Below are 22,350 nucleotides of genomic sequence, written 5' to 3' on the forward strand. Positions count from 1 at the left end.
CCGATGACGACGTTCGCGCACGCGGGCGCACACACCAGTAGCCTGGTGATCCCCGAGACGCCCGACCTGGGCCGCATGCGCCGCGAGACCGGGACGCGGCTGCGCTCGGCGATGGCCGAACGCGGGGTCGACGCGCTGATCCTGCTGGGCAACAGCGCGGTGGTCTATGCCACCGGAACCAGTTGGCCGCTGGGGGATGCAGGCTTGTCCTATGTGGAGCGGCCGGTGGCCGTGGTGCTCGCCGGAGATGAGTCGCCGCACTTGTTCCTGCCGTTCCGCGAGGGCGCCGCGTCGGAGTCGGACCTGCCCACCGACCACGTGCACGGCCCGGTATATCTCGAGTTCGACGAGGGTGTAGCGGACTTCGCGCGTCTGCTGGCCGACTTGATTCCGGCCCAGGCGGTGATCGCGGTCGACGAGTGCACCGGCGCCATGTCGCGCGCCGCGAAGTCGCTGTTTCCGGGCGGTGCGCCCGTCGATGCGGCGGCCATCGTCAGCGCCGCGAAGGCGGTCAAGACACCGGACGAATTGTCCTGCATGCGCACCGCCATCCGGATCACCGACGAGGCGATGGTCGAGGTCCAGAAGCGGCTGGCCCCGGGAATCCGCCAAATCGACCTTTCCGCAAGTTTTTTGCGACGGGCATTCGAATTGGGTGCCACGGCCAGCATGCTCGAACCGATCTGGCAGGTGATGCCGCCGAGCAAGGCCGCCGGAGTTTGGACCACGCACGGCGACCTGGCGTTGCCCCTGCTGAGCACCGAGCGCGAACTGGCCGAAGGCGACGTGCTGTGGACCGACGTCAGCATCACCTACCTCGGTTATTGTTCGGACTTCGGGCGAACGTGGATCGTCGGCCGGGACCCCTCGCCGCGCCAGCAGGCGCAGTTCGACAAATGGTTCGAGATCATGTCCGCCGTCCTGGGCGTCGCCAAGGCCGGCGCAACGGCGGCGGATCTGGGCCGGGCCGCCATCAACGCCAACCGTGGCAGCAAGCCGTGGCTGCCGCACTTCTACCTGGGCCACGGCATCGGCGTGAACGCGGCCGAAATGCCGATGATCGGAACGGATCTCGGTCAGGAATTCGACGAAAACTTCGTGCTCCGACCCGGCATGGTGCTGGTGTTGGAGCCCGTGGTGTGGGAAGACGGCACCGGCGGTTACCGCAGCGAAGAGGTCCTGGTAATCACCGAGGAGGGCTGGATCCGATTGACCGACTACCCCTATGACCCCTATGGCTCCCATGTCAGTTGAAGTTTGCCCCGACGACCGCGCACTGCGCTCGGGCCGCCGCCGGCGGGTGCTGGATCAGATGGCGGCGCACGACCTCGACGTCCTGGTCCTCGGCCGCCAAGCCAACGTCCGCTACGTCACCGGCGCCCCGCAGTTGTGGGTCGCCGGCACCCGGCCGTTCGGCCCGACGTGCGTGCTGGTGCGCGCAACCGGGGCGATCCACCTGCTCAGCACCTGGGACGAGGGCGTTCCCGACGACATCCCCCACGAGAACCTGTATGGCATCTCGTGGAACCCGATGAACATCATGTCGGCGCTGCAGCGCATCGACGGGGCAGCCGCCGCCCGGCGCGTCGGAACCGACGCGATATCACCGGTTTTCGCACAACTGCTGCCGACGGCGTTTCCCCATGCGGAACTCGTGGACGGCGAACTGGCGATGCGCGCCGCCCGGCGCATCAAGACGGCCGAAGAAGTGGTCTCGTTGCGGGAGGCGATCTCGGTCGCCGAGTCGGGTTTGGCCGCCGCCGTCTCCGAACTACGGCCCGGGGTAACCGAACAGGCGCTGGCCGGGGTACTGCTGGAGGCAGTCGCGGCCGGTGGCGTTAGCACGCCGTCGAACCAAGATGTCGCATGGGTGACGTCACCCGATCATCCGTGGCGGCGCGTGAACGGTGACGGCCGGGTCAAGGACGGCGACCTGGTGGCGTTCGCGGCCGGCGTGCTGGCCGGTGGGTACGTCGGTGAGGTGGGGCGCACCTGGCCCGTGGGCGCGGTCCGCGGCGCGGCTGCCCTGTATCGACGCTGGGATGGCCTGTGGGACAGACTGTTCGCCGCGTGCCGGCCGGGCGCCGCCGCAAGCGAATTGCTGGCCGCCTATGCGGCCGCGGGGGAGGCGTACCCGCCCATGCCGGTGGCCCGCGGGCTGGGCATGGGCTTCGACCCACCGGTGGTCTCCATGCAGCTGCCGGCGACCGCGGCCGGGGAGCTGTTGGAGCCGGGCATGGTGCTCGCCGTAACGGGCTACGTCTGGGAACAGGGAATCGGCGCGGTCTTCGGCCGGGAGGCCGTATTGATCACCGCCACCGGCCCTGAGGTGCTGACCGGCAGCCCGTTCTGGCGCGAATAGCCATGGCCGGCAAGCCCAAACCTCCGGCGGAGGAGATCGTGAGGTACCACAAGGACGCCGAGACCCGCATCGCCACCATCACGTTCGACCGACCGGGGCAACTCAATGCGCCCACGATCGCCGCCCGGTTGCGCTACGCCGACCTGCTACACCGCGCCTCCATCGACAACGAGGTCAAGGTGTTGGTGATCCGCGGGTCCGGCGACGATCTCGGGTCGGGTGCGGATCTCGTCGAGGAGATGGCGGCACAGAGCTCGGCGGACCAGAAGGACCAACTCGCCGAGTACCGAATAGACGACGAAGTCAGCTTTCCGCCCGATGGTTCGTTTCGGCGGGGCGCCACCCTGGGCCAGTGGTACGCCAACCCGAACTCGGGAATAAGGGGCCTGCAGGACTTCAAGAAGATCAGCATCCTCGAGGCCAAGGGCTACTGCTGCGGCTGGCATTTCTACCAGGCGGGCCGACGCCGATCTGGTGATCTCCAGCGACGACGCGCTGTTCGGGCATCCTTCCTTCCGCTATTACGGCTGGGGGCCCCGAATGTGGTGGTGGGCGCAGACGATGGGAATCCAATTCCAGGAAATGGTTTTCACCGGAAGGGCTTTCACCGCCACGGAGATGTACGACTGCAACTTCCTCAACAGGGTGGTCCCCAGGGACCAGCTGGAAGCGGAGGTGGAGAGGTACGCGCTGGCCTGCGCGCGCAATCGCCCCACCGACACGGTGTTCATGCAGAAGGTCTTCTTCGAGATCATGAAACAGTTTCAGGGCGAGTACATGGGCAGCATGCTCAGCGGGTTCTTCGAGTCGATGGGCGGCGTGGTCCGACCCGACGGTGACGACTTCATGCTCGGTGACGCCATCGATCGGGGCCTGGGCGGAGCGGTGAAAGACAACGACGACAAGTTCCCCACGGAATGGCGCCTGAGCAAGAAGGCACGCAAGAGCGCGCGCGCCAAGAAGGAGCCGAATCGAAAGCGGAAGCGGTAGTGGCGGAGTCCACCATCGAACCACCGCTGGCCGGCTACACCGTGGTCGAGCTGTCCACCGGAATAGCGGGTGCCTACTGCACCAAATTACTGGCCGATGGCGGAGCGGACATCGTCAAAGTCGAGCCGCCCGAAGGCGATCCACTGCGTACCTGGTCCGCCTCGGGCGCCGTCATACCGCCCGGCGACGACGGGGCGTTGTTCAGTTTTCTGGCCGGGTCAAAACGCAGCGTCGTCGCGGATCCCGGACTCGACGTCGACGTCGAGCTGGTCGACAGGCTGCTGGCGGCCGCGGATGCCGTGGTGTGGTCCGCCGGCTCGAAAGTCGCGGAGCGCACCGACTTCGCGCCCGCGGTCATGCACCGCCGCCACCCGCACCTCACCGTCATGTCGATCACGCCGTTCGGGCTGGAGGGGCCCTGGCACGATCGGGCGGCCACCGAATTCACGCTGCAGGCATGGTCTGGCGGGATCGTCGGCCTCGGCCGTGGCGAGGCGGACCGCGCACCGGTGTTCGTGGGCGGGCAAGTCGGCGAGTACCTGGCCGGGGCCTACGCGAGCGCGGCCATGCTGGCATCACGCTACGGCCACGGCGGCGACGGCCCTGGTGAACTCATCGACCTGTCGATGCTGGAAACGCAGATCCTTTCGCTGACCTACTATCCCGTCACCTATTTCGAGATGCTCGGGCGGCCCTGGCGGGACGCGCGCCGGGTCACCGTGCCGGGAGTGGCGCGCGCCAAGGACGGACTGGTGGACGTCGGCTGCGGGACCGCGCAGCAGTGGTTCGACTTGTGCGCGATGGTCGGCCACCCCGAATGGATCGACGAGGACTCGTCACTGACGATCACCGAGCGAGCCAACCTCAATGCCGACGAAATCTACGCATGGTTCGAAAGCAACACGGTCGACGAGATACGGGAACTCGCAACCGCGTTCCGGATCCCCAACGCCCCGGTTGCCAACGGCGCCAACATCGCATCGCTCGACCAGTTCCGCGAGCGCGGTTCGTTCGTTGAAAACCCGTGCGGCCGATTCCGACAGCCGGGCCATCCCTACCGGATGATGCCCGCGCGGCTCCGCCGGCCGCAAGCCGCGCCCCGGCTCGGTGAGCACACTGCGCACTACCGGACCTCCGACCTGACAACCCGCCCCGTGCCCACCGGGGACGGGAATCGGCTGCCTTTGAGTGGGATTCGCGTGCTGGACATGACCACGTTCTGGGCCGGCCCCTGCTGCACCCACCTGCTGGCGATGCTGGGTGCGGAAGTCATCCACGTGGAATCAACCCGCCGCCCGGACGGGACCCGGCTGATCGCGGGCGTGCCCGTCACCGAGGACCAATGGTGGGAGAAGTCACCGATCTTTGCGGCGCTGAACACCAACAAGAAGGACCTCACGCTGGACCTGCAAAGCCCGCGCGGCCGGGATCTCCTGCGCCGGCTCATCGCGACCTGCGACGTGGTGGTGGAAAATTTCACCCCACGCGTGCTCGACCAGATGGGCCTGGATTTTGCCGCGGTCCAAGCGATCAAGCCGGACATCGTGATGGTGCGGATGCCCGGCTTCGGACTGGAGGGTCCCTGGCGCGACAACCCGGCTTTCGCGTACGTCATCGAGGCCGCGTCCGGATTGACCTGGCTGACCGGATATCCCGACCGCACACCCTATGACCCGTACTCGATCGGCGACCCAAACGCGGGCGTGCATGCCGTGAATGCGCTGCTGCTGGCGCTGGAGCACCGGCGCCGCAGCGGCCACGGTGTCTTCGTCGAAGCGGCGATGGTGGACGCCGCGCTCAGCATCGCCGCCGAGCAGGTGATCGAACATTCTGCGTACGGGGCGTTGCTGGAACGCGCGGGTAATCGGGGACCGACGGCGACGCCACAAAATCTCTACCGCAGCGCCGACATCGACGAGTTCGGCCGGCCCGACAGCTGGGTCGCGATTGCGGTCAGCACCGACGAGCAGTGGAAGCGGTTGTGCACCGCGATCGGGTCGCCTTCGTGGGCAACGGATCCCGCGCTGGCCACCGCACGGGGCCGGCAAGAGCATGAGGACGCCATCGACGAACGGTTGGCCGCGTGGTGCGAGCGGCGCACCCGCGACGAGATCGTCGCCAGTCTTTGGGACGCCGGGGTTCCGGTGGCCAAGGTCATGCAACCGCACCGCCAGACGGAGCTGGATCAGCTGGCCTTTCGCGGCTTCTTCGAGGAAGTCGACCACCCGGTGAACGGCCCGGCTAGGCTCAGCACCGTGCCGATGAGGCTGTCCGCCGGGCCGAGAAAGTTTCACACGCAGCACGCGCCGCTGCTCGGGCAGCACAACCATGAATTGCTGGCCGAGCTGGGGTTGAGCGGCTCGGAAATCGCCGACCTGGAAGCCGGCGGCGTTATCGGCCGCGTACCGGTGATGTGACCGACGATGGCAATCGATCCCTCGGACATGATGCTCACCGGCCGCGTGGCGGTGGTCACCGGCGGGGGAGCCGGCATCGGGCGCGGCGTCGCGGCCGGTCTTACCGCTTTCGGCGCGAGAGTGGCGATCTGGGAGCGCGACCCGCGAAACTGTGCTCAGGCCGCGGAATCCATCGGCGCCCTGGGCATCGTGGCCGATGTGCGGGACAGCAGCCAGGTGGACGACGCGCTGCAGCACACCAACGCCGAACTCGGCACACCGACGATCCTGGTCAACAATGCCGGAGGGGTATTTTCGTCACCGCTGCTGGAAACCAGTGAGAACGGTTGGGATGCCCTTTACCGGGCCAACCTGCGTCACGTGCTGCTGTGCACCCAGCGAATCGCGAGGCAGCTGGTGGCGGCGGGCATCGGCGGCAGCATCGTCTCCGTGACATCGATCGAGGGGGTGCGCGCCGCGCCGGGCTACGCGGCCTACGCGGCGGCCAAGGCGGGCGTCATCAACTACACCCAGACCGCCGCGCTGGAACTGGCGCCGCACGGCATCCGCGTCAACGCGATCGCGCCCGACATCACCCTCACCGAGGGGCTGGCGCAGCTCGGCGGCGAGGCGGCGCTGACCCGGACCGGCCACGTCGTACCGCTGGGGCGTCCCGGCCATGTCGACGAAATTGCCAGCGTCGCAGTCTTTCTCGCTTCCAACATGTCGGCATACCTGACCGGGCAGACGCTGCACGTCGACGGCGGCACGCACGCGGCGAGCGGTTGGTATCACGACCCGAAAACGGGTGAGTACCGGCTCGGCCCGCCCGGCTAGTGGCTCCAGCCCTCGGCGGCCTGGTCTGAGAAGGTGCGGTCGATGCGTTCGAACCTGCGGCGGATCGACGCACGGGCGGCCTCGTGCGGCAGCACGTACAGGCGGTTGGCCAGGATCGCATCGGCCGTCAACCGGGCGACATCCTCCACGCCGACGCCCTCGTCCTGAGTCGGTAGCGTCCCGTCCGCCGCCTTCGGCGAAGACGACAGCCCATAGTCCGCACCGCGGATCCGTTCCGAATTGGAGACCAGCTTGGTCTCAACGACCATCGGGCACAGCACCGAAACGCCGATGCCGTTGTCCTTTACCTCGCGGGCGAGCGTCTCGGCCAGGCCGACCACGCCGTATTTGGCGACGCCGTACGCCCCGAGACCGGCGTTGGGAACCAGGCCGGCGAAGGACGCGGTGAACGCGAGGTGTCCGCCCGTGCCCTGTTCGAGCAGCCTCGGCAGGAAGGCCTCGACGGCGTGGACGTTGCCCCACAGGTCGATATCGATGACCCAGCGCCAGTCGTCGTGGGTCATCTGCGCGATCGGGCCCGCGACCACGATGCCCGCATTGCTGAAGACGACGTCGACGCGGCCGAGCAGGCGGAAAGATTGCTCCGCGAGGTGGACCATTTCGGCGAGATGCCGGACGTCGCATACCACGCCATGCGCGTCGAATCCCTGGGCGCGCAGGTGGTTTACCGCCTGCTCCAAGCCGGGCTGATCGACGTCGGAGAGCACCACGCGGGCCCCACGGCGGGCGAATTCGGTGGCCGTCGCCAAACCGATACCACTCGCACCCCCCGTGACGACCGTTCCGCGACCTTCAAACCCGGCAATTCCATTCACGGACCGGATGCTACTTAAGGCAGCTACCCGCATCGATGGGCAGGGTCACTCCGGTGATGTAGCGGGACTCGTCGGAGGCGAAGAACAACACGGCGTTGCTGATGTCGATCGGCTCCACCCATGGAATCGGCAGGGTGTGGAACAGCTGACAGATCGGCGCCATGTCGTCTGGACCGGGATTCTCCAGGTCCGGACGGAACATCTTGAAGGTGCCCTCATTGTGCAGCATCGGCGTCTTGACATGGGTGGGGTGTACCGAGTTGACCCGAATCATGTGCTGTCCCAACTCAACCCCGAAGGCACGCATCAAGCCGACGACACCGTGTTTGGCGGCGACATAGTGACCGGTGTGGGGGTAGGCCTTCAGGCCGCCGACCGAGCTGGTCAGGATGATGGAACCGCCCCGGCCGCCCGACAGGAGATGCGGCACACCGGCTTTGACGGTTTTCCATACCCCGGCCAGGTTGATGTCGATCATCTCGGTCCAGTCTTGTTCGCTGGTTTTGTCCAGAGTGTCGCCGCCGTTGCCGATCCCGGCGTTGGCGACGATGATGTCGAGCCGGCCGAGTTGTTCGACTCCGCTGTCCACGGCGGCTTTCAGCGCCTCGTAGTCGCGCACGTCGACCTCCGCGGTGACGATCCTGCGGTTGTGCCCCTTGACCAGGTCCGCGGTCTCGGCAAGATCCTCGGGGGTGGAGGCCGGGATCGCGGTGTCCGTCACGCCCTCGCGGATGGGCTTGCAGATGTCGATGGCGATGATGTCGGCACCCTCTTGGGCCAACCGCACCGCGTGGCTGCGGCCCTGACCGCGCGCCGCTCCGGTGACGAAAGCGACTTTGCCCTCAACACGTCCGGTCATGGCTACCTCAGCTCCTGACTAGTGATCGCCTGTCTCAGCGCGAAACGGCCGTTACCCCGTCCCCGGCCCGCGCATCTCGCCGCCTTTGCACTCTGTCACCACCCACTCTTGAGTGTCAACGACGAATCCGTTTTGGCTATTTGTGATTCTAAATATTAGAGAATCTGATTCTCAGCAGCAAATGGCGTGCGGTATTTGAACAGGTCGAGCGGGGCCTGGCGGTGCGGCCCGGGTCTCGCTAGCCGACGAAGCCGCGTGAGCAGAAATCCCATACCTCTTCGCTGGTTATGGGATGGATGGTGGCGTCGTCGGAACCGCCGCTGGATTGCGCGATGAACATCACCGTCTGCATGGTCATTGCGGCCATCCGCTTCGCATTGACACCCGCGCGCAGTTTGCCGGCGTCGTATGCCGCTTCCATCAATTCGGTGAGCAAAGCCAACAGGGGGGCGTGCGCAACCTTGACCTCGGCGGGATGAGTAACCAGCAACCGCGGCGCGAAGTCGGTGAACAGCGGCCGTTTGGCAGTTGGGTCCGGGCGGGAGGCTTCGTACAGGAGTTGCACGGCGACCTTCAGCCGCTCCAGCGGATCGGTCTGGCTTTCCGTTGCGGCGCGAATCTGGTCGGCGGACCGGCTCAGGGCGTCCTCGAACAGCGCCAACAGCAGCTCGTGCTTGCCGTCGAATTGCAGGTAGAAGCTGCGCAACGACTGGCGGGAGCGGTCGACGACCTCCTGCACGGTAAAGTCCGTGGAGCCCTTCTCGATGATGATGGCCTGCGCCGCGTCGAGGAAGCGTTGCACCCGTTGCGCGGCCCGCAGTTTGGCCGTCTTGATCGACCTCTCGACGGCGCGCTGCTTCCAGGCGGGCTCCTCGCTCGGGCTGGTCACGGCCGGCTCAGCTGATTGCCGCGAGGGGAGAACATGATTGGACTGTACCGGAGAACGCCGTGACATCGCTGCGCTCGACCCCCTCACGGATCATGTGTTGGAGATTGTAACTTTCTCGTCATGAGAATACTATTCTCTTAGACGTGTGTATGGAAGCGTAATCATAAGAGCGAACCGCGCGGTCGGCGGAAATGGTGATCTACCGCCATCCGGCAGTGCTCACAACCGTTCCGGGGAGTCGCGTGCAGCTCACCTTTGACGTTGACGTGGAGGCGTTCCGTTCCGAATTCATCGCCTTTCTGGACGCGCATCTGCCCACCGACGCCGAGGCGTTCGAGCGGCCCCGGTCCAGCTCGCATGTGCCGGAATGGGCGCGGCGCTGGCAACGGCTGCTGTTCGACAGCGGATGGCTGCTTCCCGGCAATCCCCCGGAGTTCGGCGGACGCAACGCCACGCTGTTGCAGCAATACGTCTACTTGGAAGAGCTGGGCCGGCGGCGCATCTACCAAAGTTTCAACCCGCAAGGCGTGGGCATCATTGCGGCCTCGCTGCTGACCTTCGGAACACCCGAACAACAGCAGAATTGGGCGGTGCCGATTCTGCGGGCCCAGATCACCGCGGCGCTGGGGATGAGTGAACCCGGGGCCGGCTCCGACCTCGCGTCGATGAAAACACGTGCGGTGCTTGATGGTGATCACTTCGTCGTCAATGGGCAGAAGGTGTGGACGTCGGGCGCCCACGACGCCGACGTGCTGCTGACCTTCGTGCGTACCGATCCAAAGGCGCCGAAGCACAAGGGCATCAGCGTGTTGCTGATCCCGACGGATACACCGGGTGTGGTGCGACGCCCGTTCGCGTCGATGTGCGACAGCGAGGAAGTCGACTTCAACGAGGTGTTTTTCACGGACGCGCGGGTGCCGGCCGAGAATCTGGTGGGCGAGCTCAACGGGGGATGGCGGGTGGCCACCGGTTCGCTGGGGCACGAACGCGTCATGCTGTGGATGGGATACGTCGACCTGCTGCACGAACTGAGCATCGATTATCGCCCCTCGAGTGCGCTGGAGCGGGATCGCTACGCCACCCTGGTGATGGACGCCCATGCGCTGCGGCTCCTGGGGTCCGCGGCGCTATCGCGGGCGGCTCGCGGGGAAGAGGACGTACCCGCCCAATCGGTGCTCAAGCTGCTGGGTTCCGAAGCCCTGCAACGGGCGTCCGAGGACGCGCTGGATGCCGCGCGCGGGGACGGGCTGGTGTACCGCGCTGTGACCGCCCCGTTCGCCCCGCTGAACCTCGACAGCCATTACCGCAGTTGGTTCGACCGGTACGCGCGCACCTTCGCGGCGACGATAGCGGGCGGCACGTCGGAAATCCAACGGAACATCATCGCCGAGCGCGTGCTGGGGTTGCCCCGGAATTAGCGGGCGTCCAGCCAGGCGTAGTACCCGATCACGACGAGCCCGGCCGCGATTGATACGACCCCCAATGCCATGCCCGCCAGTGCGATTCGGGGATTGTTCGCTTCGCCCCGCTGTGCGCGTCTGCGTGCGATATCGCCCGTGATCACCGCCGCTACACCGAAGGGCACCCCGATCAGCATCCAGCACGTCAGGAGCGCGACCAGCCCCACGAGCAGCGAAGCGACGCCCATTTCGTTGCGGGGTTGCTCGGGTTGACTCATCGCGTGCGATCCTCCTGGTGGCCAGAAGGAGTCTACGCGCAGGCGCGCCCGTCCCCCGGTGGCGCTTGTGACGCTCGGGTCGTGGGTGCCCGGCTAGAGTTCGGCAAGCCGCGGCGCAAACCGCTTATCCACCAAGACTTTTCCGGCTTCCCGGGTAAGCTCCCGTGCGCTGCCGAGCAGGCCGTCCAGGACCAGCGATCGTTTGACGTGGTGGTGCAGCGGGTGCTCGGCGGTGAAGCCGATCCCGCCGAGCACCTGCTGGCAGTGTCGGGCGGCGGTCAGCGCGGCCTGGCCGGCCGCGGCCTTCGCCAGCAGGGAGGCCAGGCCGTCGTGATCGTCCGATTGCCCGGCGACGTGCAGCGCCGCCTCGGCACCCTCGATCGCAACGAGCGTCTCGGCCAGCCGGTGCCGCGGTGCCTGGAACGAACTGATGTGCCGCCCGAACTGGACACGGTCGAGGGCATGCTGGCGCGCCAGCGCCAGCATGGCCCGGGCGGCGCCGACCAACCACCAACCCAATGCCCGCCGCCCTGCCTGCAGCGCGGCCGGCGGCGGGTAATCCCCTTGCAGCACACGGTGTATCGGCAGCGACGCGTCGATCGCCGACCCCGCATCGTCGCCCCGCTCCCAGATCACCCAGGAACCGCCGGCGAACGGCAGCGGTACGGTGCCTCCGGGCGCGGACCCGCTCTCGCGTAACACCACGTCGTTGAGCACCGGGGCATGCGAACCCGTCTCGCCGAGCAGCCGGAACACCAACGGCGCGGCGATGCCGGGCATTTCGTCCAGCATGTCGCGCCAGCCCAGGTCGGCCAGCGCCGCGTCGAGCTTGACCCCCGATGCGGCCGTCATCGTCGTCCGCAACGAACCTTCCAGCAGGCGTAGCGACTCGGGATCCGTCGACTCCACGGATCACTCCTTCCCGAGGTCGAGTAGCCGGCGGGCGATGATGTTGCGCTGGATCTCCGCGGTGCCGCCGTAGATGGTCGCCGCGCGCGAGTACAGGTATTCCGCGCGCCACGGTGTGTCGTCCAGCTCGAGCGCGCCGGGCAGCAGGTCGCGGACGGTGTCGTAGAGCCGCTGCTCGGCGCCGGCGAGCAGCACCTTGTCGATGGACGTGTCCGGTCCCAGGCGTGCCCCGTCGCGCAGCCGGTGCTGGGTATCACGGGATCGGCAGCGTAGCGTGTGTAGCGCCAGATAGGCTGCGCCCAAAGCGGATTCGTTCGCTTCGCCGGCGCCGGAAGCCTGCTCGATGAGTTCGTCGAAGCGGGAGTAGAGGTAAGCGATTCGCTGCCAGAAGCAGGTGGACCGCTCATAGGGGAGCAGGTCCATGGCGAGTCGCCAACCGTCTCCCGGCCGGCCGAGCATCCGGCTCCCCGGGATCACCACGTCGTCGTAGTAGACCTCGCAGAATTCGTCGACCCCATGCATCGTCCGTAGCGGCCGGATGGTGATGCCCGGGGTGTCGAGGTCGACGAAGAAGGCGGTGATTCCGTCGTGTCCCGGTGCGGTGCGAGTGAGCAGGACGCACCGCGTCGAGAACTGTGCGAAGCTGGTCCACACCTTCTGCCCGTTGACGATCCAGTTGTCGCCGTCGGGCGTGGCGCGGGTGGTCAACGAGGCCAGGTCGCTGCCCGATCCCGGCTCGGAAAAGCCTTGACACCATTGCTCTTCGCCGCTCAGCAGCCGCGGCACCATCTCGGCGGCGAGCTCCGCCGGGGCGTAATCGATCATCGTGGGCGCGAGCACCTCGAGCATCGAATAGGGTCCGGGCTCCGCGAGACGGCGACCGACCACCTCTTCGCCGACGATCGCGCGCAGCACCGCGGGACCACCCAATCCGCCGACCTCGGTGGGCCAGCCGTAGCGCATCCAATCGGCGTCGTAGAGCGCGCGGCTGATCCGGGCGAACTGCCGCATATGGCCCTGCAGCGAGTGGTCGGGCCCTGGGGTCAAGTCATTGTCGTCGAGCCACGAGCGCAAACCCGCCCGGAACTCCGCAACATTCACGGCGTGGGACGGCCGACGGCGTGCGGGCGCCCGGAGTCGTGCACGCCGCTGCGGCGAATGAACGTCATGGCACGGGTTTTCAGCCGCCACCCGCCGGCGGTGCGGGAGTAGGTGTCGCGGTAGTAGCCGATCCGCATGTCATGGGTGGCGTGGTCGATGAAGCACAACGGCTGGGTGCCGCTGGCCGAATCGCCGCTGATGTTTTCGATCAGCGCAGTTCCGGTGAGGAACAACCCCTTTGGCGCCGCGGCGACCAATTCGGGGAACCTGTCCAACTTGTAGGTGGAGCCGAAAGCGCTGTAGGTTCCGTCCGGTGTGAAGACGCCGATCAGCCCGTCGATGTCTTCCTGGGTGATCGTGACGGCGTAGCGGGCAAGCAACTGCTGAATCTCGACGAGATCGTCAGTTCTGGTTGGCTGATTTGTCGACATAGACCTTGCCGCCTTTCATGACAAAGCTGACGTTCTGGGTAACGGTTATGTCTTCCAATGGGTTTCCCGGCACCGCGATGATGTCGGCGAGTTGCCCCGCCACGAGCCGCCCCCGGTCCGTCGAGTTGATCAGCTCGGCCGCGGTCACCGTCGCCGCCCGCAGCACCGCCAACGGCGGCAGCCCCCAATTGACGAGGGTGACCAACTCGTCGGCGTTGCGTCCGTGCGGGATCGCGGGTGCGTCGGTGCCGACCGCGATCTTCACACCGGCCTGGTAGGCGGCCAGTATGGAGGTCCGCGCTTTGGGGAACATCTCGGCCGCCTTGGCCTGCAACTCTGGCGGAGCGTGCGACACGTCCATCGCGTCGCCATCAGCCAGGCGCCGGGTGCTCACCAGAAAGGTGCCGTGCTTTACCAGCGACGCGATCGCTTCGTCGTCGATCAGAAAGCCGTGCTCGATGCAGTCGATGCCGGCCGCGACGGCATGCTTGACCGCGTCGGCGCCGTGCGTGTGCGCGGCGACGCGCAGCCCACGCCGGTGGGCCTCGTCGACAATCGCGCACAGCTCCTCATCCGAATAGTGTTGCGCGCCAGGCGGGCCGGTCAGTGACATCACCCCGCCCGAACAGCAGACCTTGATCAGCTCCGCGCCGTGCTTGATCTGGTAGCGCACCGCCTTGCGGATCTCGTCGATGCCGTTGGCGATCCCCTCTTCGACGGTCAGCTCCAGCGCGTGCGGCGCGAACGCCGCGAACATCGTCGGATCCAGGTGGCCGCCGGTGGGCGTGATGGCGTGCCCGGCCGGCACCACGCGCGGACCGTCGATCCAGCCGGCGTCGATGGCCTTCCCCAACGCGACGTCCAACAGGTAGCCGCCGGTCTTGACGAACAGGCCGAGGTTGCGCACGGTGGTGAATCCGGCGCGCAGCGTGCGCCGGGCGTTGCCGACCGCGCGGAGCACGCGAGTCGGCGGGTCATCCTGAACCTGGGACAGGCCGGGCTTTTCGCCGCGGCCACCCATCAGGAGGTTGACCTCCATGTCCATCAGCCCGGGCAACAGGATCTGGTCGCCGAGGTCGATGACCGAGTCTCCTGGGCCCTCTTGGCCCGAGCCCCCGACGCCGACGATCCGGTCGCCCTCGATCCGCACAACGCCGGGGGAGACGATCTTGCCGGCGTCGACGTCGAGCAGCCCGGCGGCCTTGAGGGTCAACACTGGTTAGATCACCGGCTCCCGGATGCATTCGACCCAGGCCGCCCCGCTGTCGGGCACCCGGGCCTGCTTCCACGCCTCGATCGGAAAAGACACCATGACGAGCGACTGCATGATGTGCATGAGAGTCCTTGCGTCGTCGGGCAGATCGTCCAACGGGTACTTGTCGCAGTACTCGATGACATCGTTGAGGCGCGGGAACGCGACGTCGTAGAACGCCTGCATCTCGGCCATCGTCGAGGCCAGCCGCTTGGCGTAGCGCTCCGGCTCGGTCGCCAGGTCCCAATCCAAATACGGCTCCAGGTCCGCGAATTCAGACGGAAACTTTGCCATTGCCCTGGTACTCCTTCGCCCAATTAGCTACATAGTCGCCGGTCGTCTTGTGCAGATGGCGTATCAAGACCTCCTGATCGCACAGCAGGAATTCTTTGACGGCCCGGGTGCCGATCATGGTCTGGGTCGCCTCCAGCGTGTTGGCGTCTTGTAGCGCATACTCCTTGAAGGTTACGGCGGCCAACTCCTGGGCAAGGCGTTCCCGTGCATTACGTGGCGGGACGAAATACAGCGTGCACTCGAAGATGTGCTTGTCCACGGCGGTCGGCCAGTAGTGGTAGGTCAGGAACCAGCCCGGCTCCCAGATCAACAGCATGAAGTTGGGGTAGAAGAGCCACGAGTCGATGCCCCACTGCGGCACCCGCTTCACGTTGACACCTGGAGGCAGCTCCAGCTTCTCGATGATCTCCGGCTTGTCCCAGGGACCGAACAATCCGCTGCGCAGCACCTGGTCCATCGGCTTGACCATGGACATGTCCGGCGGCGGCGCCTGACCACCCCAGGTCGACTGCAGGCTATGCGGGCCGGCCACTTCGTAGTGCAGCGCTTCATAGCCGAACTTTTGGATCTTGGCGGCTTCTTCTTTCGTGTACTGCCCCTGGTGCAGGATCGGCGCGTGGTAGAACTCGACGAACGCGTCGATGAACAGTTTCCAGTTGCTGCCAACCTCGGCCCGGTAGGAGTAGGTCTCCGTCAATTCGCCGAAGGGGTAGCCCTCGATACTCTTGGCCAGCGGCCCGAGGTAGTCGACCAGCGGCGCCGCGTTGTTGTCGAAGTTGATGAAGATGAAGCCCTCCCATACCTCGCAGCGGACGGGTGCCAGGCCGAAGTTGCTCTTGTCCAGGTCGAAGAATTCTTCTTCCTGTTGGACGAAGGTCAGGTCACCGTCGAGGCTGTAGCGCCAGGCGTGGTACTTGCAGGTGAACTGCCGGCAGGTCCCAGAGGTCTCCTCATTGGGAAAGTCGTTCCACACCAACTTGTTCCCGCGATGGCGACAGACGTTGTGGTACGCCTTGACCGTCCCGTCCTTGGTCTTGGTGATGATCACCGACGTGCCCTTGCCCGCCGCCGGCAGTTCTCTGGTGAAGTAGCTGCCGGTACGGGGGAGCCGCTCGACCCGGCCGACGTTGAGCCAGGTCCTCCTGAAGACCGCCTCGCGCTCGGCGTCGAAGAACGCCGGATCGATCGAGTCGGTGTAATCGACAGGCGCCGTCCCGAGTTCGGGGTAGTTTTCTGTCCAGCTGCCTGCCGCTGGCTTGGGGAAGTGGGGCACCTTTCTACCTCTCTTAGTGGTTCTGATCGGCGTTCTCGAGCTGTACGCCAAAGGTGTTGAAGGCCATCGCCAGCGTGGCGTAGCAGCCGACCGTGAAGACGAAATCCATCCGTTGCCGGTCGTTGAGGCGCTCGCCGAGGGCGGCCCAGGTCTCGTCGGACAGCTGCGATTTGTCGTCGAGTTCGTCGACGGCGGTGATCACCGCGCGATCGAACTCGTCCAGGTGGCCGGCGTCCTCGCCGGCACCATCCAGCACCGCGGCAATCTCGGCGTCGGTGATGCCCTCGGCCTTGGCCATGCTGACGTGGTGAGACCACTCGTAGGCGCATTCGCGGCGATGCGCGACCCGCAGGATGGCCAGTTCGCGGACGCGCGCCGGCAGTGTGGACGAGGTCAAGAGGTGAACGTTGAACCGCAGAAATGCCTTGGCCAGCGCCGGATGGTGGGCGAGGGTGCTGAGCGCGTTGTTGGCGGCCGGGTCACGCATTGCCGCGAGTGCCTTGTGGGTCGCCTCGTCCCACTGATCGGCCGGCAGCGGCGGCAACCGCATCCGTGCTCTCCTCTCGCCATCCTCCCAGCCACCTCTCGGACAAGGAGAATCATATTCTCATTTATAACCAACAGAGTTGCACGAATCGCCCGGCCGGTCAATGCCGGCCGGCGGGCGGGCGCCCGGTCCGGGCGCCATCGGCGCGTCCGGCCACCGAAGCGGCCATCTGCCAGCGAAAACGTCGGCGGGGATGCCGGACCCATCCGCAACGACGCCATTTACCTCGGCGCATCTTCGCTCCGAGGCGCGCAATCTCCGGGCTTGTTCCGTCCCCCGTCAGGCGATCAACCGCCGGTCGGGGCGTGGGCTGGATGTTGATTCTCGCTTGGCGAGAAGATAGTTTTCATTTTAGTGATCTTGGCACGGGACAGCGATTCGCCGAGGCTGCGTGGGAGCGGAACCGAATAGGCGGACCCGACGGAAGGGCAACGGCCATGAACAAAGAAGACATGATCCTGATCAGCGTCGACGACCACACCGTCGAGCCGCCCGACATGTTCAAGAACCACCTGGCGAAGAAATACCAGGACGACGCGCCCCGGCTGGTGCACAACGCCGACGGCTCGGACATGTGGAAGTTCCGCGACACCGTCATTCCCAACGTCGCGCTCAACGCGGTCGCGGGCCGGCCGAAGGAGGAGTACGGCATCGAGCCGACGGGGCTCGACGAGATCCGGCCGGGTTGTTACAACGTCGACGAGCGCGTCAAGGACATGAACGCCGGCGGCATCCTGGCCTCGATCTGCTTCCCGTCGTTCCCGGGCTTCGCGGGGCGGCTGTTCGCCACCGACGACAACGACTTCTCGATCGCGCTGGTGCAGGCCTACAACGACTGGCACATCGACGAGTGGTGCGGCGCGTACCCGGCGCGATTCATCCCGATGGCGATCCCGGTGATCTGGGATGCCGAGGCGTGCGCCGCCGAGGTGCGCCGGGTGTCGAAGAAGGGCGTGCACGCGCTGACCTTCACCGAAAACCCCGCCGCGATGGGCTATCCCAGCTTCCACGACGAGTACTGGAACCCGCTGTGGAAAGCCTTGGTGGACACCGACACCGTGATGAACGTCCACATCGGTTCCTCGGGCCGGTTGGCCATCACCGCGCCGGATGCGCCGATGGACGTGATGATCACGCTGCAGCCGATGAACATCGTGCAGGCCGCCGCCGACTTGTTGTGGTCACGGCCGGTCAAGGAGTACCCGGACCTGAAGATCGCGCTGTCCGAGGGCGGAACAGGCTGGATTCCCTACTTCCTGGAGCGCGCGGACCGGACCTTCGAGATGCACTCCGCCTGGACGCACCAGGACTTCAAGGGCAAGCTGCCCAGCGAGGTCTTCCGCGACCACTTCCTGACCTGCTTCATCAGCGACAAGGTCGGCGTGGCGCTGCGCAATATGATCGGCATCGACAACATCTGCTGGGAAGCCGACTACCCGCACAGCGACTCGATGTGGCCGGGAGCGCCGGAAGAGCTGTGGGATGTGTTGTCCATCAACAACGTTCCCGACGATGAGATCAACAAGATGACGCACGAGAACGCCATGCGCTGGTACTCGTTCGACCCGTTCACCCATATCTCGCGCGAACAGGCGACGGTCGGCGCGCTGCGCAAGGCCGCCGAGGGGCACGACGTGTCCATCAAGGCAAAGGGCCACGACAAGGACTCCAGAGGCGGCTCGTCCTTCGCGGAGTTCGCGGCCAACGCGAAGGCCCTCACCGGCAACAAGGACTGAGGGTTCCCCAGTCCCGCGAGCAGACGCAAACTCGCATAACTCCGGTCGCGATTATGCGAGTTTGCGTCTGCTCGCGCTGAAATAGGAGGAGCGCAGTGCCCGGCGCCGGAATGAACTTTGAGCTGACTGACGACCAGGAGCTGATCCGCCGGTCGGTCGCCGAGTTGGCGCGCAAGTTCGACGACCAGTACTGGATGGAAAAAGACCAGGCGCATGAATTCCCGACGGAGTTCTACAACGCCATCGCGCACGGTGGCTGGCTGGGCATGACGATTCCCCCCGAGTACGGCGGTCACGGCCTCGGGATCACCGAGGCCACCATCCTGCTCGAGGAGGTCGCCAAATCCGGCGGCGCGATGAACGCCGCCAGCTCGATTCACCTGTCCATCTTCGGTATGCAGCCGGTGGTGGTGCACGGCTCCGACGAACTCAAGGCGCGCACGCTGCCGAAGGTCGCGACCGGCGAAGTGCACGTCTGCTTCGGCGTGACCGAACCCGGTGCCGGACTGGACACGTCGCGCATCACCACCTTCGCCAAGCGCGACGGTGATCGCTACATCGTCAACGGCCGCAAGGTGTGGATCTCCAAAGCCATGGAGTCCGACAAGATTCTGCTGCTTACCCGCACCCAGTCATACGAGGAAGTCACCAAGAAGACCGACGGGATGACCCTGTTCATCACCGATCTCGACCGCAGCCGCGTCGACGTCCGCCCCATCCGCAAGATGGGCCGCAACGCCGTCAGCTCCAACGAATTGTTCATCGACAATCTCGAGGTGCCGGTCGAGGATCGAATCGGCGAGGAAGGCAAGGGCTTTCAGTACATTTTGGACGGCCTGAATCCGGAGCGGATGCTGATCGCCGCCGAGGCGCTCGGCATTGGCCGGGTGGCGCTGGACAAGGCGGTGAAATACGGCAACGAGCGTGAGGTGTTCGGCCGGCCTATCGGCATGAACCAGGGCCTGCAGTTCCCGCTCGCCGACTCGCTGGCACGCCTGGACGCCGCCGAGCTGATGTTGCGCAAGGCCACCTGGTTGTACGACAATGGCAAACCCTCTGGGCGCGAGGCGAATACGGCAAAATATCTGTGCGCCGATGCCGGCTTCAGCGCCGCCGACCGGGCGTTGCAAACCCATGGTGGCATGGGATACGCGGAGGAGTACCACATCACGCGCTACTTCCGTGAGGCCCGGCTGATGAAGATCGCGCCGGTCAGCCAGGAGATGATCTTGAACTTCCTGGGATCCAACGTCCTGAAATTGCCGAGGAGCTATTGACCGCGTCCGGCGGCCCCGTGCTGCTGTCGGAAGACCGCAACCGAGTACGCACCCTCACCCTCAACCGTCCAGGTCGTAAGAACGCGATCAACCCGGAACTCTGGATCGCGTTGCGCGACGCGCTGCATGCCGCCGGTCACGACCGCGGCGTGCGCGCGCTCGTGCTGGCCGGCTCCGGCGGCAGTTTCTGCTCCGGCGCCGACATCTCGGTTCCCGACGACATTCATCCGAACTACAAGCTGCAGCGGCTGACCGACGTGGCGCTGGCCCTGCACGAGCTGGCGATACCGACGATCGCCAAGGTGGCCGGGGTGGCCGTCGGGGCGGGCTGGAACCTCGCGCTGGGATGCGACTTCGTCGTCGCCACGCCGGGATCGACATTCTGCCAGATCTTTTCCAAGCGGGGCCTGTCGATCGACCTCGGTGGTTCCTGGTTGCTGCCCAAACTCGTTGGCCTGCAACAGGCCAAGCGGCTCGCGCTGCTCGCGGAAACGATTGACGCCGATGAGGCGTACGCCCTGAACCTGGTGACGTGGGTCGTGTCGGGCGCGGAGATCGACACCTTCGTCGACGATGTCGCCGACCGGCTGGCGGCCGGCCCGCCGATCGCACTCGCCCACACCAAGGCCCTGCTCAACGAGGGCGCCGACAGCACCTTGCGCGAGGCGCTGGCCAACGAGGCCCGCGCCCAGGTAGGCAATTTCGCGACGGCAGACGCGGCCGCCGCCTATGCCGCGTTCGCGGAGCGGCGGGAGCCGTCGTTTACTGGCCGGTGGGCGTTATCGAAATCCAAGGAAGCGGAGTAGGGATATGCGGGAAACAGTCATCGTCGAAGCCGTGCGCACAGCGGTGGGGAAACGCAACGGCGGCCTGTCCGGGATGCACGCCGCCGACCTGTCCGCCGTCGTCCTCAACGAACTCCTGGAACGCACCGGTGTCGACCCGGAGATCGTCGACGACGTGGTCTGGGGATGCGTCTCCCAGGTTGGTGACCAGTCCAGCAACATCGGCCGCTACGCGGTGCTGGCCGCCGGATGGCCCGAGACCATCCCCGGGACCACCGTCAACCGGGCGTGCGGTTCGAGTCAGCAGGCGCTTGATTTCGCCGTGCAGGCGGTGATGTCGGGCCAGCAAGACGTCGTCGTCGCCGGCGGTGTCGAGGTCATGAGCCGCGTGCCGCTCGGGTCGGCGAGGGCGACCGGCATGCCGTACGGTCCGAAGGTCCTCGCCCGCTATGACGGCTTCTCCTTCAACCAGGGCCTGTCGGCAGAGATGATCGCCAAGAAGTGGGGATTCTCGCGCACCCGGCTCGACGAATACTCCGCCCAGTCCCACGAACGGGCCGCCGCGGCCCAGGACGCGGGCGCGTTCACCGAGCAGATCGTGCCGGTGTTCACCGGGGAGGAAACGGTTGTCGCCGCCGACGAGGGCATCCGGCGGGGGACTACGGTCGAGAAACTCAGCGGACTCAAGCCGGCCTTCACCGAAGACGGGGTGATCCACGCGGGCAATTCCTCGCAGATCTCCGACGGCGCCGCCGCGCTGCTTGTGACCACGGCGGAGATGGCGGTCGAGTTGGGGCTGACGCCGCTGGTTCGCTACTTGGCGGGGGCGGTGACCGGGGCGGACCCGGTGCTGATGCTCACCGGGCCAATCCCGGCGACCGAGAAAGTGCTGAAGAAGGCCGGCGTGCCGCTCCCGGAAGTGGGCGCGTTCGAGGTGAACGAGGCGTTCGCGCCGGTGCCGCTGGCATGGCTCGCCGAAACCGGGGCGGACCCCGAGCGGGTCAACCCGCTCGGCGGCGCCATCGCGCTCGGGCACCCGCTGGGCGCTTCCGGTGCGGTGTTGATGACGCGGATGGCGCACCACATGCGCGACAACGGAATTCGCTACGGGCTGCAGACCATGTGTGAGGGCGGCGGCACCGCCAACGCCACTCTGGTCGAACTCGTGCGGTAGCCGCCCGGCGCAACCGCGCGCCGAAAAAAGGCATCCCGCGTGACCCTTGTCACAGCGGCCAAACTAACCTACTGTGTGTTCACTAGGTTGGTTCCGTCCGCCAATCAGTCAAGGAGTTTGGTGCCCGACGCACGGCGTTACGACACGTTGCTCGCCAAGGGCGAGGACCGCAAGCAGCGGATCCTCGACGTCGCGCAACGGCTGCTCACGCACAACGGCTGGCGCAGCACCACACTCGCCCAGATCGCCGGCGAGGCTGGTGTCACCCCCGCCGGATTGCTGCATCACTTCGAATCGAAAGAGCAGCTGCTGCACGCCGTGCTCGACGCGCGGGATCTCGACGACGACCTCCATGCCGACCGGACCGGAGACCTCTTCGCCCAGATCGCCCAGGTCGCCGATCGGTTCAACCGGGCGCCCGAACTCGTAGGAACCTTCACTGTGCTGCTGGTCGAAAACATCCTTCCCGACGCTCCGCTGCATGACCGGATGCTGGCCCGGCATCGTGCCGCGACCGACATCGTGGCCGATCTCATCCGACGCGGTCAGGCGGATGGCCGGTACCGCAAGGACATAGACCCTGCCGTCAAGGCAGTCGAAATACTCGCCTTCGTCCACGGAATGGAAACCACATGGTTGCTCGATCCATCGATACCGCTAACCGAGGCCTTCAAGCAGTACGCCGAGACTCTGGCGCGCGACTTCGCCCCATAGAAGAGCAGCG

Annotated in this window: 21 protein-coding genes and 1 pseudogene; 11 read left to right on the forward strand and 11 right to left on the reverse strand. The window is 66.1% G+C overall.

Going from position 1 to position 22,350, the window contains the following annotated elements; all coding sequences use genetic code 11:
- The first annotated feature begins 3 nt into the window (after positions 1–3).
- From A5678_RS03650 to A5678_RS03670, 5 genes and pseudogenes are all read left to right on the forward strand, one after another.
- Positions 4–1,254 carry a Xaa-Pro peptidase family protein gene (locus tag A5678_RS03650; protein ID WP_068038521.1) on the forward strand — a complete coding sequence of 417 codons (1,251 nt, stop codon included), beginning with the start codon at positions 4–6 and terminating at the stop codon, positions 1,252–1,254.
- Positions 1,244–2,362 (forward strand): Xaa-Pro peptidase family protein, encoded by a 1,119-nt coding sequence (locus tag A5678_RS03655; protein ID WP_068038524.1) that lies wholly within the window; start codon positions 1,244–1,246, stop codon positions 2,360–2,362. The genes A5678_RS03650 and A5678_RS03655 overlap by 11 nt, the downstream gene beginning before the upstream one ends.
- 2 nt (positions 2,363–2,364) lie before the next feature.
- Positions 2,365–3,352: pseudogene (locus A5678_RS03660) on the forward strand (enoyl-CoA hydratase/isomerase family protein).
- On the forward strand, positions 3,352–5,769 hold the full coding sequence (locus tag A5678_RS03665) for a CaiB/BaiF CoA-transferase family protein (protein ID WP_231983568.1): 2,418 nt from the start codon (positions 3,352–3,354) through the stop codon (positions 5,767–5,769). Before A5678_RS03660 ends, A5678_RS03665 begins: the two are co-directional and overlap by 1 nt.
- A 6-nt stretch (positions 5,770–5,775) precedes the next feature.
- Positions 5,776–6,585: an SDR family NAD(P)-dependent oxidoreductase gene (locus A5678_RS03670; protein ID WP_068038527.1), complete on the forward strand. Its 810-nt coding sequence runs from the start codon at positions 5,776–5,778 to the stop codon at positions 6,583–6,585.
- Here A5678_RS03670 and A5678_RS03675 read toward each other — a convergent pair.
- The 3 genes from A5678_RS03675 to A5678_RS03685 form a co-directional block, all read right to left on the reverse strand.
- Positions 6,582–7,412: an SDR family NAD(P)-dependent oxidoreductase gene (locus A5678_RS03675; RefSeq protein ID WP_156746749.1), complete on the reverse strand. Its 831-nt coding sequence runs from the start codon at positions 7,410–7,412 to the stop codon at positions 6,582–6,584. The genes A5678_RS03670 and A5678_RS03675 overlap by 4 nt on opposite strands.
- A gap of 19 nt (positions 7,413–7,431) precedes the next feature.
- Complete coding sequence (locus tag A5678_RS03680) at positions 7,432–8,280, reverse strand: mycofactocin-coupled SDR family oxidoreductase (RefSeq protein WP_068038532.1); 849 nt, start codon at positions 8,278–8,280, stop codon at positions 7,432–7,434.
- A gap of 238 nt (positions 8,281–8,518) precedes the next feature.
- Entirely contained in the window at positions 8,519–9,169 is a 651-nt protein-coding gene (locus A5678_RS03685) for a TetR/AcrR family transcriptional regulator (RefSeq protein WP_068038535.1), read from the reverse strand.
- A 242-nt stretch (positions 9,170–9,411) separates the two neighbouring features.
- Here A5678_RS03685 and A5678_RS03690 point away from each other — a divergent pair, with 242 nt between their 5' ends.
- Positions 9,412–10,587: an acyl-CoA dehydrogenase family protein gene (locus A5678_RS03690; RefSeq protein WP_068038834.1), complete on the forward strand. Its 1,176-nt coding sequence runs from the start codon at positions 9,412–9,414 to the stop codon at positions 10,585–10,587.
- Here the strand turns inward: A5678_RS03690 and A5678_RS03695 are convergent.
- The 8 genes from A5678_RS03695 to A5678_RS03730 form a co-directional block, all read right to left on the reverse strand.
- The gene (locus A5678_RS03695; protein ID WP_068038538.1) at positions 10,584–10,847 is read right to left on the reverse strand and encodes a DUF4190 domain-containing protein; all 264 of its coding nucleotides are present in this window, start codon (positions 10,845–10,847) and stop codon (positions 10,584–10,586) included. The two genes, A5678_RS03690 and A5678_RS03695, sit on opposite strands and share 4 nt — an antisense overlap.
- A 93-nt stretch (positions 10,848–10,940) precedes the next feature.
- Positions 10,941–11,699, reverse strand: coding sequence for an acyl-CoA dehydrogenase family protein (locus tag A5678_RS03700; protein WP_082945375.1), 759 nt, complete (start codon positions 11,697–11,699; stop codon positions 10,941–10,943).
- A gap of 60 nt (positions 11,700–11,759) precedes the next feature.
- A complete protein-coding gene (locus A5678_RS03705) occupies positions 11,760–12,857 on the reverse strand; it encodes an acyl-CoA dehydrogenase family protein (RefSeq protein WP_068038542.1) in 1,098 nt (365 codons plus the stop codon).
- Complete coding sequence (locus tag A5678_RS03710; RefSeq protein ID WP_068038544.1) at positions 12,854–13,288, reverse strand: nuclear transport factor 2 family protein; 435 nt, start codon at positions 13,286–13,288, stop codon at positions 12,854–12,856. Before A5678_RS03710 ends, A5678_RS03705 begins: the two co-directional genes overlap by 4 nt.
- Entirely contained in the window at positions 13,260–14,504 is a 1,245-nt protein-coding gene (locus A5678_RS03715) for an amidohydrolase family protein (RefSeq protein ID WP_068038547.1), read from the reverse strand. The genes A5678_RS03710 and A5678_RS03715 overlap by 29 nt, the downstream gene beginning before the upstream one ends.
- 3 nt (positions 14,505–14,507) lie before the next feature.
- Complete coding sequence (locus A5678_RS03720) at positions 14,508–14,834, reverse strand: hypothetical protein (protein WP_068038550.1); 327 nt, start codon at positions 14,832–14,834, stop codon at positions 14,508–14,510.
- Positions 14,815–16,107 carry an aromatic ring-hydroxylating dioxygenase subunit alpha gene (locus A5678_RS03725; RefSeq protein ID WP_068038553.1) on the reverse strand — a complete coding sequence of 431 codons (1,293 nt, stop codon included), beginning with the start codon at positions 16,105–16,107 and terminating at the stop codon, positions 14,815–14,817. The genes A5678_RS03720 and A5678_RS03725 overlap by 20 nt, the downstream gene beginning before the upstream one ends.
- A 13-nt stretch (positions 16,108–16,120) precedes the next feature.
- Positions 16,121–16,657: a carboxymuconolactone decarboxylase family protein gene (locus A5678_RS03730; RefSeq protein WP_068038556.1), complete on the reverse strand. Its 537-nt coding sequence runs from the start codon at positions 16,655–16,657 to the stop codon at positions 16,121–16,123.
- Between the two features lie 434 nt (positions 16,658–17,091).
- Between A5678_RS03730 and A5678_RS03735 the strand changes: the two genes are divergently transcribed.
- From A5678_RS03735 to A5678_RS03755, 5 genes are all read left to right on the forward strand, one after another.
- Positions 17,092–18,390 (forward strand): amidohydrolase family protein, encoded by a 1,299-nt coding sequence (locus A5678_RS03735; RefSeq protein ID WP_068038558.1) that lies wholly within the window; start codon positions 17,092–17,094, stop codon positions 18,388–18,390.
- Positions 18,391–18,500: 110 nt separating this feature from the next.
- Positions 18,501–19,667, forward strand: a complete 1,167-nt coding sequence (locus tag A5678_RS03740; protein ID WP_068038562.1) for an acyl-CoA dehydrogenase family protein — start codon at positions 18,501–18,503, stop codon at positions 19,665–19,667.
- A complete protein-coding gene (locus A5678_RS03745) occupies positions 19,664–20,473 on the forward strand; it encodes an enoyl-CoA hydratase/isomerase family protein (RefSeq protein ID WP_068038565.1) in 810 nt (269 codons plus the stop codon). The genes A5678_RS03740 and A5678_RS03745 overlap by 4 nt, the downstream gene beginning before the upstream one ends.
- Positions 20,474–20,477: 4 nt before the next feature.
- The gene (locus A5678_RS03750; RefSeq protein ID WP_068038568.1) at positions 20,478–21,626 is read left to right on the forward strand and encodes a thiolase family protein; all 1,149 of its coding nucleotides are present in this window, start codon (positions 20,478–20,480) and stop codon (positions 21,624–21,626) included.
- A gap of 120 nt (positions 21,627–21,746) precedes the next feature.
- Positions 21,747–22,340: a TetR/AcrR family transcriptional regulator gene (locus A5678_RS03755; RefSeq protein ID WP_068038571.1), complete on the forward strand. Its 594-nt coding sequence runs from the start codon at positions 21,747–21,749 to the stop codon at positions 22,338–22,340.
- Positions 22,341–22,350 lie beyond the last annotated feature (10 nt).

The sequence above is a fragment of the Mycobacterium sp. E2733 genome, from assembly GCF_001667585.1.
Taxonomy (GTDB): domain Bacteria; phylum Actinomycetota; class Actinomycetes; order Mycobacteriales; family Mycobacteriaceae; genus Mycobacterium.

Coding starts and splice junctions, on each gene's coding strand:
- A5678_RS03650 (WP_068038521.1), top strand. CDS start 4: ATGACGACGTTCGCGCACGCGGGCGCACACACCAGTAGCCTGGTGATC.
- A5678_RS03655 (WP_068038524.1), top strand. CDS start 1,244: ATGTCAGTTGAAGTTTGCCCCGACGACCGCGCACTGCGCTCGGGCCGC.
- A5678_RS03670 (WP_068038527.1), top strand. CDS start 5,776: ATGGCAATCGATCCCTCGGACATGATGCTCACCGGCCGCGTGGCGGTG.
- A5678_RS03680 (WP_068038532.1), bottom strand. CDS start 8,280: ATGACCGGACGTGTTGAGGGCAAAGTCGCTTTCGTCACCGGAGCGGCG.
- A5678_RS03695 (WP_068038538.1), bottom strand. CDS start 10,847: ATGAGTCAACCCGAGCAACCCCGCAACGAAATGGGCGTCGCTTCGCTG.
- A5678_RS03700 (WP_082945375.1), bottom strand. CDS start 11,699: ATGACGGCCGCATCGGGGGTCAAGCTCGACGCGGCGCTGGCCGACCTG.
- A5678_RS03710 (WP_068038544.1), bottom strand. CDS start 13,288: ATGTCGACAAATCAGCCAACCAGAACTGACGATCTCGTCGAGATTCAG.
- A5678_RS03720 (WP_068038550.1), bottom strand. CDS start 14,834: ATGGCAAAGTTTCCGTCTGAATTCGCGGACCTGGAGCCGTATTTGGAT.
- A5678_RS03730 (WP_068038556.1), bottom strand. CDS start 16,657: ATGCGGTTGCCGCCGCTGCCGGCCGATCAGTGGGACGAGGCGACCCAC.
- A5678_RS03735 (WP_068038558.1), top strand. CDS start 17,092: ATGAACAAAGAAGACATGATCCTGATCAGCGTCGACGACCACACCGTC.
- A5678_RS03740 (WP_068038562.1), top strand. CDS start 18,501: ATGAACTTTGAGCTGACTGACGACCAGGAGCTGATCCGCCGGTCGGTC.
- A5678_RS03750 (WP_068038568.1), top strand. CDS start 20,478: ATGCGGGAAACAGTCATCGTCGAAGCCGTGCGCACAGCGGTGGGGAAA.